The organism is Candidatus Avelusimicrobium fimicolum (assembly GCF_021632165.1).
GTDB classification, from domain to species: Bacteria; Elusimicrobiota; Elusimicrobia; order Elusimicrobiales; family Elusimicrobiaceae; genus Avelusimicrobium; species Avelusimicrobium fimicola.
Window position 1 is genome coordinate 50,505 of sequence record NZ_JAJWTS010000002.1, and the last position, 12,151, is coordinate 62,655.

General features: G+C 47.6%; 12 protein-coding genes. 4 read left to right on the top strand and 8 right to left on the bottom strand.

The window, feature by feature from the left end; all coding sequences use genetic code 11:
* Window positions 1-11 precede the first annotated feature (11 nt).
* Window positions 12-518, top strand: coding sequence for a type IV pilin protein (locus ACQY2K_RS01550; RefSeq protein ID WP_428040482.1), 507 nt, complete (start codon window positions 12-14; stop codon window positions 516-518).
* A gap of 192 nt (window positions 519-710) precedes the next feature.
* On the opposite strand, the gene ACQY2K_RS01555 is transcribed toward ACQY2K_RS01550, so the two are convergent.
* The 6 genes from ACQY2K_RS01555 to ACQY2K_RS01580 form a co-directional block, all read right to left on the bottom strand.
* A complete protein-coding gene (locus ACQY2K_RS01555; protein ID WP_428040483.1) occupies window positions 711-2,195 on the bottom strand; it encodes a DEAD/DEAH box helicase in 1,485 nt (494 codons plus the stop codon).
* On the bottom strand, window positions 2,195-4,048 hold the full coding sequence (locus ACQY2K_RS01560) for an ABC-F family ATP-binding cassette domain-containing protein (protein ID WP_428040484.1): 1,854 nt from the start codon (window positions 4,046-4,048) through the stop codon (window positions 2,195-2,197). The genes ACQY2K_RS01555 and ACQY2K_RS01560 overlap by 1 nt, the downstream gene beginning before the upstream one ends.
* A 100-nt stretch (window positions 4,049-4,148) precedes the next feature.
* On the bottom strand, window positions 4,149-5,075 hold the full coding sequence (trxB, locus tag ACQY2K_RS01565; RefSeq protein ID WP_428040485.1) for a thioredoxin-disulfide reductase: 927 nt from the start codon (window positions 5,073-5,075) through the stop codon (window positions 4,149-4,151).
* Complete coding sequence (locus ACQY2K_RS01570; protein WP_428040486.1) at window positions 5,072-5,629, bottom strand: Maf family protein; 558 nt, start codon at window positions 5,627-5,629, stop codon at window positions 5,072-5,074. Before ACQY2K_RS01570 ends, trxB begins: the two co-directional genes overlap by 4 nt.
* A 1-nt stretch (window position 5,630) precedes the next feature.
* Window positions 5,631-5,849 carry a hypothetical protein gene (locus tag ACQY2K_RS01575; RefSeq protein ID WP_177747262.1) on the bottom strand — a complete coding sequence of 73 codons (219 nt, stop codon included), beginning with the start codon at window positions 5,847-5,849 and terminating at the stop codon, window positions 5,631-5,633.
* Between the two features lie 14 nt (window positions 5,850-5,863).
* Window positions 5,864-7,108, bottom strand: a complete 1,245-nt coding sequence (locus ACQY2K_RS01580; RefSeq protein ID WP_428040487.1) for an MDR family MFS transporter — start codon at window positions 7,106-7,108, stop codon at window positions 5,864-5,866.
* A gap of 110 nt (window positions 7,109-7,218) precedes the next feature.
* On the opposite strand from ACQY2K_RS01580, the gene ACQY2K_RS01585 reads away from it, so the two are divergent.
* Both ACQY2K_RS01585 and ACQY2K_RS01590 read left to right on the top strand, forming a co-directional pair.
* Window positions 7,219-7,920: a YggS family pyridoxal phosphate-dependent enzyme gene (locus tag ACQY2K_RS01585; RefSeq protein ID WP_428040488.1), complete on the top strand. Its 702-nt coding sequence runs from the start codon at window positions 7,219-7,221 to the stop codon at window positions 7,918-7,920.
* Window positions 7,917-8,183 carry a DUF167 family protein gene (locus tag ACQY2K_RS01590; RefSeq protein ID WP_177747271.1) on the top strand — a complete coding sequence of 89 codons (267 nt, stop codon included), beginning with the start codon at window positions 7,917-7,919 and terminating at the stop codon, window positions 8,181-8,183. The genes ACQY2K_RS01585 and ACQY2K_RS01590 overlap by 4 nt, the downstream gene beginning before the upstream one ends.
* A gap of 553 nt (window positions 8,184-8,736) precedes the next feature.
* On the opposite strand, the gene ACQY2K_RS01595 is transcribed toward ACQY2K_RS01590, so the two are convergent.
* The gene (locus ACQY2K_RS01595; protein ID WP_428040489.1) at window positions 8,737-10,011 is read right to left on the bottom strand and encodes a mechanosensitive ion channel family protein; all 1,275 of its coding nucleotides are present in this window, start codon (window positions 10,009-10,011) and stop codon (window positions 8,737-8,739) included.
* A gap of 41 nt (window positions 10,012-10,052) precedes the next feature.
* On the opposite strand from ACQY2K_RS01595, the gene ACQY2K_RS01600 reads away from it, so the two are divergent.
* Window positions 10,053-10,934 (top strand): hypothetical protein, encoded by an 882-nt coding sequence (locus ACQY2K_RS01600; RefSeq protein WP_428040490.1) that lies wholly within the window; start codon window positions 10,053-10,055, stop codon window positions 10,932-10,934.
* Between the two features lie 70 nt (window positions 10,935-11,004).
* Here ACQY2K_RS01600 and ACQY2K_RS01605 read toward each other — a convergent pair whose 3' ends face one another.
* Complete coding sequence (locus ACQY2K_RS01605) at window positions 11,005-12,111, bottom strand: hypothetical protein (protein WP_428040491.1); 1,107 nt, start codon at window positions 12,109-12,111, stop codon at window positions 11,005-11,007.
* Window positions 12,112-12,151 lie beyond the last annotated feature (40 nt).

Here is a 12,151-nt window from a genome sequence, read left to right on the forward strand (position 1 = left end):
GAGATTTTTATATGAAGAGATTTAACAAAGGTTTTACCCTTATTGAGTTACTGGCGGTGGTACTGATTATCGGTATTTTGACGGCTATCGCTTTGCCGCAATACCGCCGCTCTATCCAACGCGCGGAGTCTATGGAAGCGTTAGTCAACCTGCGCACGATTTTTGACTCCGCCAAGCGCTACCGTTCCGCTAATTCGGAAACGCCAACGAAATTAAACGGCTTGGACGTGTCTTTCTTTGACGCCACAAGCACCACCGAAGCCAATTTCGGTATCGGCAAGTTTGAATATATTTTCGCAAATGACGGTATCAGCGCCTGCCGGTTAAGCGGGTCCAATACTTATAACGATACTTTTTGCTTTAAAATGTACTACAACCACGGGACCTACGGCAAAAGTGCGCTTACTTGCACTCCCAGCAGCAACGTAAAATACGAGTGGATTTGCCCTGCTATGGGCGCCACGGATGCAAGCGGCAACGCCGTTAAGGATTCTGCCGGCGGGTATTTGATTCGATAATTTGCCTAAACAAAACGTCCCCGGGCAATAAAACCCGGGGCTTTTTTACACTAAAATTAGATATTCCTTGTCATTTCCAAAGGTTTGTGTTGGAAATCTGTCGTTAGTACAAAAACAACAGGTATCCGAACCTTGCGGGCCGCCACTCCCTAGGAATGACAGACAGAAACAATCCGTTCACTTCTAATTTGCTTACCTGCCGTTTTTCTTGCGTTTGAAGAACTTGGAAAAGCGTTTGCTATCTTGGGGAGCAAAGGCTTTTTTGTCCTGCAACTGCTTTAATTTCTTTTTACTCGCGCCCACACGCACGGCAAAGGGGTTTTTCGGCAGTTCGGTTTCACCCAATATCCGCGCGGTATCGGCGGCTTTGCGGAAAGTTTTAGGCTTTTTAAGCGGAATCGGTTTAAGCACGGCTTCCACGCGCGGGGTTTGGGGCAAATACACTTCGCCCTCGGCCAATAACCGCTTGGCGACTTCGGTTGCCTTGGACGGGCGGGCCTCGCGTTTACGGCGGTTTTTAGCGTGAGCCGCGCCTTCTTCCTGCGCTACAAATTTAGGTGCGGGTAAAGGCTCAATCGTCTTTTGAATTTTTTTGACCGGTATTGAAAATTTAGTAACCTTGCAAATATCGCTCCACTTATCCATATCGTCGGAAATGAGCGATACCGCCGCCCCCACCGCTCCCGCGCGGCCCGTACGGCCGATACGGTGGATATAATCTTCGGGGGACTGGGGCAAATCGTAATTAATCACACAAGATAAATTGGGCACGTCAATCCCGCGGGCGGCCACGTCGGTAGCCACCAATACCCGCACCGCACCGCTCCTAAAAAATTCCAACACTTGGCGGCGGCGGTTTTGGCGCAAATCTCCGTGTAAAGCATTGGCCTTTTGTCCATACAGTTTAAGTTGCTTCGCCAAGCGTTCCGCTCCGTGTTTGGTGCGCGTAAATACCAAAATAGAGCCGGGCCGCGTGTTTAATTCGTGAAGTAACTGCGGCAATTTTTCGCGCACGGACACCTGCACAATTTCCTGTACCACCAAATCGGCAGGCGACGTTACGGAGCCGATTTTTACGCGGGCAGGCCGGTGCAAAAATTCATTGGCAAGCCCTACAATTTCATTAGGGAGCGTAGCCGAAAAAAGGAGCGTTTGGCGCGGAGTTGGTAAGGCAGCGGCAATTTTACGCATATCATCAATAAACCCCATATCCAGCATACGGTCCGTTTCGTCCAGCACCCAATAGCGCACCTGCTTAACATCCACACTCTTGCGGGCCATATGGTCCAGCAAACGGCCCGGCGTGGCAATAATCACACGCGGGCGGCGACGCAAATCGGCATATTGTTTATGTATATTATCTCCGCCGATAATTAAAGCAGAGGACAGCGGATGTTCTTCATCTGTCAGTTTGTTAAGTTCCGCATAGGTTTGCTGGGCCAGTTCCCGCGTAGGCGACAAAATAAGCGCATTTTCCTGCGGGTTATCCGTCAGCCGAGCCGCCAACGGAAGCAAAAAAGCAAAGGTTTTACCTGTTCCCGTCTGGGCGGTTGCCAACACATCTTGTCCGCGCAAAGCAGGAGCAATCGCTCCCTCCTGTACGGGGGTTGGCTCCGTAATATCCAAGCGTTTTAGGGCATTTTGCAAAAATCCGGGCAATAATTCAAAAGCGTTCATTACTTATCCTCCACCAAGGCGGCCTCGCATTCTTCGTTTAAGCGCAACCAATCTTCTTCGGCATTTTTTAACTGGTCATTTAAAAGTGCCAATTCAATGCTCCCGTCCGCCGAATATTCAGCCACCAGTTGTTCCTCCAACGTCTTTTTCCGGGCGGATAGTTTTTCTATTTTTTCATCTAACGCGCGGATTTCTTTTTTTAGCGGAGCAACGCGCGCGCGCCGCTCGGCGGCGGCCTTACGCTGAGCCTCTTTGGAAGTCATTTTGTCGCTTGCCAGGTCGTTGCGGTCGTTATTTTTTAAGAGTTGGGCTTTATAATCGTCCAAATCACCCGTAAAAGTCTGGCAAGTACCGTGGCGGACAATCCACAAGGTATCGCAAGTGAGTTCAATAACGTGCAAATCGTGCGTAATCAGCACCACCGCCCCTTGGTACTCATTTAATGCTTCCAAGAGTGCTTGGCGGGATTGGATATCCAAATGGTTCGTAGGTTCGTCCAAAATAAGCAAGTGAGGGGCATCTTTGGTAATAAGCGCCAAGAGCAGGCGGGATTTTTCGCCCCCTGAAAGTTTACCGATTTCCGTATCGCTCTTGGCCTTGTTCAAGCCAAACGCGCCCAACTGCGCGCGGACCTGCGTTTCCGTAGCCAAGGGCATTACGGCGGAAAGTTGCTCATACGGTGTTTTTTCCACGTCCAACTCTTCGGTCTGGTGCTGGGAAAAATACGCAATCTTCATTTTTTTGGCAACAGTCATTTTGCCGCTCATCAAAAGCAAGCGGTGAGACAAAATTTTAGCCAAGGTAGATTTACCGTTTCCGTTTGCCCCCAACAGCGCAATGCGGTCATCCGGTTCTATGCGCAAATTTAAACCGCTCAAAACAGGCTTATCGTCATACCCGGCTACGCCGTTTTCAATAGTGATTAAGGAATTTTGCAAACGCACCGGAGACGGAAATTCAAAATGGGATTCAGGGTCTTTGGGTATTTGCGGCGCGGCTCCTAATTTTTCAATCATTTTAATACGGCTCTGCGCCTGTTTGGCCTTGGTAGCCTTGTAACGGAACCGGTCCACAAACGACTGCAAATGCGCTACCACACGCTCGTGCTTGGCAGCCGCCAAACGCAAGCCCTCAATGGCGGCCGCACGGGTGCGCTCATAAGTATCATAATTTCCGTTGTAGAGTTTTAACTGTCCGTCCTCCACGTGGATAATTTTATCGCACAGACGGTTTAAAATATGGCGGTCGTGGCTGATGATAAAAACGGTTTTGTCCAAACGGACAAGGTAATTTTCCAGCCACATTGCGGTTTCCAAATCCAAGTGGTTGGTGGGTTCGTCCAACAGCAAGCAGTTAGACGGCGCATACAAGCAAGCCGCCACATTAGCACGCACTTGCCAACCGCCGGAAAATTCCTTTAACGGGCGGCAAAAGTCGGCATTTAAAAACCCCAACCCGCTTAAAATAGCACTTGCACGGGCCTCGGCACTGTGCGCCCCCAAAAACTCCAATTTATCAAACACTTCTGCCATACGTTCGCCAGAAATGGCGGGATTTTCCAATTCTTTTTGCAAAGAGGACAATTCCTTATCCGCAGACAAAACATAATCTAGCAGCGGTACCGACGGATCCGTAATTTCCTGCGCCACGGATGCAATTTGCGTACCGCGGGAGATGTCTATTTTTCCTCCGTCGGGGGAGAACTTTCCTTCAATCAGTTTAAAAAGCGTACTTTTACCGCACCCGTTCGGGCCGACAAGGCCCACTTTTTGTCCGTCTTGAATCATTACGGAGGTATCTTCAAACAAAGTGCGCAAGCCAAAATGGAAGGAAAGGTCTTTAATCTCTATCATAGAATATATATTTTACTAAATTTGGACTACCCACGCGGGAACGCTACATAAAAACCCCGCACGAAAAAATACGCACGGGGTTTTTTATCAAAAAGCAAGACTAACGGTGCAAATTCACAAAAGCGGCGGCTTCAATACCCGCTTTGGCTCCGTTTCCGGCGGCGATAATTGCCTGCCGGTAGTGTTTATCGGCACAATCACCCGCTGCAAAAATGCCTTCAATGGTGGTATGCGTGCGCTCGTCCGCAAGCACAAGCCCATTATCGGCAAGCGCCACCAAAGAATCCTTTAAAAAGGCTGTCTGCGGTTCGGCGCCAATGGCTACGAACAAGCCAGAGCAGGAAATTTGGCCGATTTCTCCTGTTTTTACATTTTTTACCTTTACGCCTTCCAGCGTTTCACCGCCCAAAAGTTCCACAGGCACACTGTTAAGCACCAGTTTAATTTTAGGGTTGGACTTTACCTTTTCAACCGTTACCTGGTCGGCACGGAAAGCATCACGGCGGTGAATTAAATTCACTTCGGGACAAAATTGCGATAAAAAGAGAGCATCTTCAAAAGCCGTATTGCCGCCCCCCACGACGCACACCGTTTTGCCGCGCATAAAAAATCCGTCGCAAGTGGCACAGGCTGAAAGGCCGCGTCCGATAAATTTTTCCTCACCGGGCAACCCCAGCCACCGGGCCTTGGCCCCCGTGGCAACGACAACGCTTTTCGCCAAATATTGCTTGCCGTCGGTCGTTGTAAGCGTAAAAGGCGATTTTTCCCCCTCCACTTTGGCAATTTCTTCCGGCGTAAATTCCACGCCCAGGCGTTTGCATTGTTTGTGCATATTGTCCATTAATTCAAACCCGCCTACGGGATTAACAAACCCGGCGTAGTTTTCAATATCCGGCGTAGTCAGTAATTGTCCGCCCGGAACCGCACCGCCGGCAATCACGGGTTTTACCCCCGCCCGCACCGCATAAATAGCCGCGCTACACCCGGCAGGCCCGGCACCAATAATAAGCAAATCCACTTCTTTCATAATGCTAAAAACTCCTTAAATAATTTTTGGAAATATTCCACCGGAAACCCCACCACATTACTGCGGCTGCCGACGATACGCTCTATAAACGGGTCTTCCTCGTCCTGCACGGCATAGGCACCGGCTTTATCCATATGTTTCCCGGCTAAGTGGTCCAGTTGTTCTGGCGACAAAGTTCGCGCCTTACATTTTGAAATATCGTACCCATAGAGCATTTTATGCTCGTTTAGGCACATAATGCACACCCCGGTATAAACGGACTGCCAGGAGCCGTTTAACTTGTTTAAAATACGCAAGGCATCCTTTTTATCCTTGGGTTTGCCGATAATTTCCCCCTTGCAAAATACTAACGTATCTGCGCCGATTACCACCGCACCCGGATATTTTTGGGCAACATCAAAGGCTTTTTGTTCCGCCAGTTCGCTTACGCGGGCCGCGGGGCGCTTTTTGGTGCTTGTTTCGGGGTTTTGGGACGGAATAATATCAAAAGTAAACCCTAATTCCTTTAACAGCGCAATGCGGCGCGGGGATTTGGAGGCTAAAATTAAGTTCATATTATTTACGCACAAATTTGGCAATAATCAAATAGCCCAACACCAAGCCGATAATTCCGCAAATACTCACGCACAGGGCCAAAGGGTGAATCCCCACCGTGTAAACGCGCGTTAAGGCGTGGTCTAACTGTTGGGGCAGATAGGCGGCCAGTTTTTCCAGGCCCAGGCCAATCAAAGCCCCCAAGACTAACGTCAGCAACGCAAAAACAATTCCTCTCATACGACTCTCCTTAATTAGTTTAAAGTAATTGTATCTTTTTTAATCGGCACAGGGACGTTTGTCTTGCCGTCCTCGCTGTCCGTAAGGCTGTAACGCATACGCCAAAAACCGATACCCGCCAACACGGCTACCGCGCCCACAATCAGCCACGGACCCGGCAAATAATGAGGGGCCACATAATCGCCCAACAGACCCGCTATAAAAAAACCGACCGCTGAACCTAAATTATAAAATACCATTAACATCCCCAAATACCGCCCGCGGGTTTCGCGCGAAGCGATATTGGACACCAAGGTTTGTTCTCCGGGCGATACAAGCAATTCCCCCACCCCGGCTAAAAACACACCGAAAGCAATTAAAAGAAAACTGTTAAAAAAGCCCACCGAACCGAACCCCACCGCATAAGCCAGACAACCTAGCAGCATTGCCGTAGAAAGGCGGATTTTGCTCATTAGCACAGTACCCCAATATTGCAAAAAAACCACCACCAGACCATTTACGGTAAACAGCCACCCAATATAATATTCCGGCATATGCAAATATTGCTTACAATGCACCGAAAGCCCCACCACCAACTGGGAGTTTACCGCCGTAATCAGCAGTACATACAAGCACATCTTGGCAAGCCGCGTATCTTTCAAAGCAAGCAAAGTGGAAACAAAACTGGGTTTGCGGGATTTGCACGGAATATGGTTATCCTGCACCAAGCGGCCCAAATACAAAATAGTAACAGCATATAAAATAGCCGTAAAATAAAAGGCCATACTATACGAATAGCGTACCAAAAATCCACCCATAGCCGGGCCTAATGCCCAACCGATATTAAGCCCGATGCGGATAATGCCAAAGGCTTCCACGCGGTCTTTTGGCGTGGTATTATCCGTTACCCACGCATTAGAGGCCGGACGGAAAAAAGCACCCAAAAAGGTGGTTAAAAAGTACCAAATAAGCATCCAGCCCACATTTACTTTTAGTTCAATACACAGCCCCAGCGCAAACATTGCTACAATTTGGGAAAACAATCCCCACATCATTACATTTTTCCGTCCAAACGCATCAGCCAGTTCACCGCTGATAGCACTGGATACACAGCGCGACAGCCCGGCTAATGCTATCACCAGGCCGGCCAAAGAGGGGGTTAAATGCCGTTGGGTAATTAAATAAATGGTAAAAAACGGTAAAGAAAGCCCATAGCCAAAGAGCAAAAGGCCGTTGGCTGCGGAAATAAGAATCATACTGCGTTTTGTTTCCCGTTGCATAATATATATTGTATAAAATTAACCGCGTCCCCGTTGAGTGCCCGACGGGTACAAATAGAAAAAATTTCCCAATTAAAGTAAATTTTGATATAATATGTCAAGGGATTTTTATGACCAGGGAAGAAGAACTCATAAAAAATGTGCAATTTGTAGAGTCTGCCCTGTGCGCCGCGTGCCAAAAGGCGGGCCGGAACCCGCAGGATGTATCCCTAATGGCGGTAACCAAGTACGCACAAGACAAAGATGTTTTAACGCTCTTGGATAGCGGCCTTATCCGGCATATCGGCGAATCTCGGGTCCAACAGGCTGAAAAACGTTGGACAAGTTCCGTTTTTGCAAAGTATAAAACCGTTAAACATTTTATCGGTCATTTACAAAAAAATAAAGCGGCAAAGGCCGCGCGGTTGTTTGACTTTATAGACTCCTTGGATAGCGAAGAAACCGCCTTGGCTTTGAACCGTACTGCGCCGGAAGGAAAAACCATCCGTGCGCTTATACAAATAAAACTGACGCAAAAAGACACCCAGTCCGGCTTGCCGCTTGAAGAAGCGCGGAAATTAGTCAAAAAACTGGCGGAATTAGAACACATTAAAGTTTGCGGGTATATGGGTATTGCTCCGCAAGGCGCATCCGAAGAGGAATTGCACCAAATTTTTAAACAGGTCAAAACAGCCTTTGACCAAGATTTTCCCGGGGGCGAGCGGTATTTGTCTCTCGGGATGAGCGAAGATTTTAGGGTGGCGGTAGAGGAAGGCTCTACCTTGCCGCGAATTGGCAGCCGTTTATTTGCCACAACATTGGAGGGTTTATGATTATAAAGGTCCGTTTAATCCCAACCGCCGGACGCAATGAGGTAATTAGCCGCATTGGAAGCGTACTGCGTGTAAAGATTAAAAATAAAAAGGTAGATGATGATGCCGCCAATGCCATTATGAAAACCTTCCTGGCTGATTTCTTTAACGTGGCAGAAGAAAGCATTATTATTGTAAAAGGCGCCAAAGGAAAGGAAAAAACCGTAGAAGTGCGCGATAAAAGTGAAGAAGAATTGCGTAAAATTATGGATTCTATTCCGTAGAATTTACAGAGGTTCCCTACAAAACCCAAAGTCCGGCATTTTGATTGCCGGGCTTTTTTTATGGTGCTTTCAAACGAAAGAAGTGTAATAACGATAGTGCTCGGGAATCCGTTGGTTGTCGTTGCCGTCATCCTGGAAAGTCGTAGTCCAGGATCTGTTGTTATAAAACTAGGATTAGATTCTGGAACGCTCCGCGCCGGGTCCTCGTGGGCCGCCAAAACCCTTCGGGGCTTCCTTTTGATCTCATTCCCGAATGTCGTAGTCGGGAATCTGTTGTTTGTCGTTGCCGTCATCCTGGAAAGTTGTAGTCCAGGATCTGTTGTTCGTCGGACTTGTTTCCTTACGACACCGCTACGAGATCCCCGAACCCTGCGGGCCGCCAAAACCCTCGGGGATGACTTTTGCTTTTGCCTTTTTGCTTGTCGTCATTTCCGCTGTTGAGTAGCCCGCTAGGGTGCCGCCCGGGGAGGGAGGATATGACAAAAATTTTCCACGAAAAACGCCCTAGCGCCTAAACAGGCACTAGGGCGAACGCCAAACAAAACCTGCAATTTTACGCTTTGGGCGCGTTATCCAACAAATTTGCCATACCTTGCGCAATATTCCGCCCGCTGGGCTGTTGGTAAGCATACAGGCCAAACTGCGGCAATACAGCAAATAAATGGTCAAAAATATCACTCTGCAACGCTTCGTAATCGGTCCAAACCGTCGTGTTTAAGAAACAATACACTTCCAACGGAAGACCCTGAGACTCTTGCTTTAATTGGCGGACCATTAAAGTAAAATTGGAGTCATTTGATACCACATACGGACGCGAAGCCAAATACAGTTCCGCATAATGGCGGAAAGTACCCAGGTTTGTTAAATGCCGTCCGTTAATCAAATTTTCCTTTACGTTGCGCTTGGCATTAAAGGCCGCAATTTCGGCCTCTTTATCCGCCAAATAATCTTTTAACAGTTCAATTTTTTTCAACCGCGCCAACATATCGCTATCCAAAAATTTAACCGTATCCACATCAATTAAAATACTGCGCTGGATACGCCGGGCCTTGGCTGCATACATACCGCTCCAATTTTTAAACGGTTTGGAAATCATATCGTAAGTCGGCACGCTGACAATCGTCATATCAAAGTTTTGCACGCGCACACTGGTAAGCGAAATATCAATAATATTTCCGTCAGCCCCGGCAGAATCTACGGTAATCCAGTCGCCTATTTTAATCAGTTTGTTTGTAGTCAACTGAATACTGGCGGCAAATCCTAAAATCGGGTCTTTAAAAATTAAAGAAAATACGGCTGCCAAAGCGGATAAACCCGTAATAATATACATTGGTTTGCGCCCCAACACCAAGGACAATATAAAAAGCCCCGTGCCCAAAAAGACGACGATTTTTACCGCCTGCACAAGCCCCTTTATGGGGATATTCGGGTTGCGCCCGTACAGGTGGGATAATGTATCCAAGAGCGCATTAATCAGCCACGAAAAACTAATCACCACGAACAGGCCCGTCAGTTTACCCATTAAGGTTGCCAGCCAAGTGATATCCTCGGAAATAAAGGCCGGATGCAGATTAATGCCCACCAGCGCAGCCACCACCACACCAAGCGCAGTAAAAAAGCGGTGTTCTTGCATTGCATTAAACCACTTTTCGGAGTTTAATTTCTGCACCAGTTTGCTCAAATAAGTATTGCAAAACCAAGTGCTAATGCGCGCCAACACATACAATATCAGCACAAACAGTACCGCAGACATAATTTGCGCAATCAACACGTTATATTTGTCCGGAATATACGGCAAGTTTTCCACTAACGGCAGGATAAATTTCACAAAATGCTCCTTTCTGTAAAAAAGTTACTATAATAAAGTGTATGAAAAAAATACTTTGCGGCGCAATGCTTGCCTGCCTAATTTCCGCTTGTTATACGCCGCTAAACAACTCCGGCGTAGCCACCACAAAACCTTGGTTGGAAGTTTCCGCCAAGAAACTGGACTTTGACGGCAAACAATACGACTCTTGCTACCAATTTAATCTTCATTTTTGGCCGCAAGAGGCCGCCGAAGCGGTGGATTTAAAAAAATCTTGCGTAAATGCTTGTTGCTGGCGCAGCGACAAAAGCGAAGTAACGCTGGACTTTAATAAAGATTTTGACGCCCGCCTGGCTTACTATGGCCGCGCACGCAAATACACCCCGGGAAAAATAACCTTTAAGGTAACGCACTCCAATTTAGTAAACACCACCAAAGTAACCACAGACCCCAAAGGTGCGGTTTCAAACAGCGGCCTTGTAAAACTGACGTATAAGGAGTATGAAAATCCCGCACGATTAAAACAAATTGAAGAGGCCGCCACCCGCCTGCAAACCAGACGCAACGCTTATTTAAACGAACAACGCCAACAGCAGGCCGAAAAAACCGCTAAAAGGGGCGCACAACCCATTAGCAAGGAATCGCAGGCCAAGGCTTTGCTCTCCCGCGTGGCGGGGCCAAAAATAGACAAATATTTCTATCAAATGAATAAGTCCTACAACCGCCAAGGGGCCGTATTTATGTTAAGCGAGCGCCTGTTGCAAGTGCAGGAATTAAACACACAGGGAGGATTTACCGTCTATTGCCACGCCAAAGCCCGCACAGGAGTAAATACCGCCCAATTAAAAGCATCCACCTTTCCTTGCGGTAAGTGGCGCGTAGATTTGGAAACACAAACCGTCCAGCCGGACAATGCCAAAGCCAGACAAATTTGGGGCAAATAGTTAGCCTTAAAAACACTTAAAAACCCCGGGGACCTTTTATAGTACCCCGGGGTAAATGAGTCGCCTAATGCTATAATTTTGAAGGTTTACAAGTTGCCGTATAAATCCGTCCTTGGCACATTGTTACCGTTTTGGACGAACTTATTTGCCCATATCTACAAGCAATACGGTTACTGTGTTGTTCCCGCACCACGCAGGTTGCGCCTCTCGTGGCCGTCGGGCATGCAGACAACGAATTAGCCACATAGCGGTCCGCCCCACAAGTAGAAGATACCATAATCTCAACTTGGCTTAAACCATTATCTAATAATTGACAATAGGTAGATTCTCTTATTTGGCAACTTATTAAATTGCCCTTGCTGCCCCAAGTACACTTTTCGCTTCCGGAGAAATCCCCATCGGAACTGCCATTACAATTTGCAAGCGCCAAAAGTTTTACCTTTTGGTTATTGCTTGTTACGCGCTCTTCCCATTTTAAGGTGCAGTTGCTAAGTGCCGCGCCTGTATTGACGTGCGAAGATGTCGGCTGCGGAATATCGTTCCCGGATAATGTAAACCCGTCCGTTGTGGCTTCATCATAAAGGCTTGCATCCTCTGAGCCGCTGACAGATAATTTATTAACGCGCAGAGTGGCCGCTTTCTGTTTTAAGCGGTTTACCGCATCTAACGTGGATATATACGAATCGCTTTTGACCGTTGTCGTTCCGCCGTTTACATACACTTTATTTAAAAGTGCATTAGGTGTACCCGTATTGACGGCCTGATAGTTATCATAAGTATTGGCCGCCGCCCCGTGGATAGCCGTGTTCGGCATATCAAGCGTAGAGCCGGACTCCCCCACCACGGCGGGAACATTATAATTTAAATTAGGTGAACTGGCGCTCACAGTACCGCCGGAACGGACCGTCATCGTATTGGATTCAATACCGCCTTTTAAATTAGCCTTATCGGCTACCTTTAAATAAACATAATCGCCCATACGAGACGGATTATACGACACCGCGGAAATGATTTCCGCCGGAGCATTTACCGCCGCAAATAGAGTAATCAGAAACAAAACAACCAACCGTTTGACAAAGGCTCTTGCCGTGCGGCCACTTGTTGTTAAACCGTCATTCCCAAGAGTGGAGCGGCCCGCTGAGTTCGGGAATGACACCATAGAAGTAACTCCTTTCATTTTTCTCCTTTTTAAGGTCTTTATATTTAGGCAAAAAGGC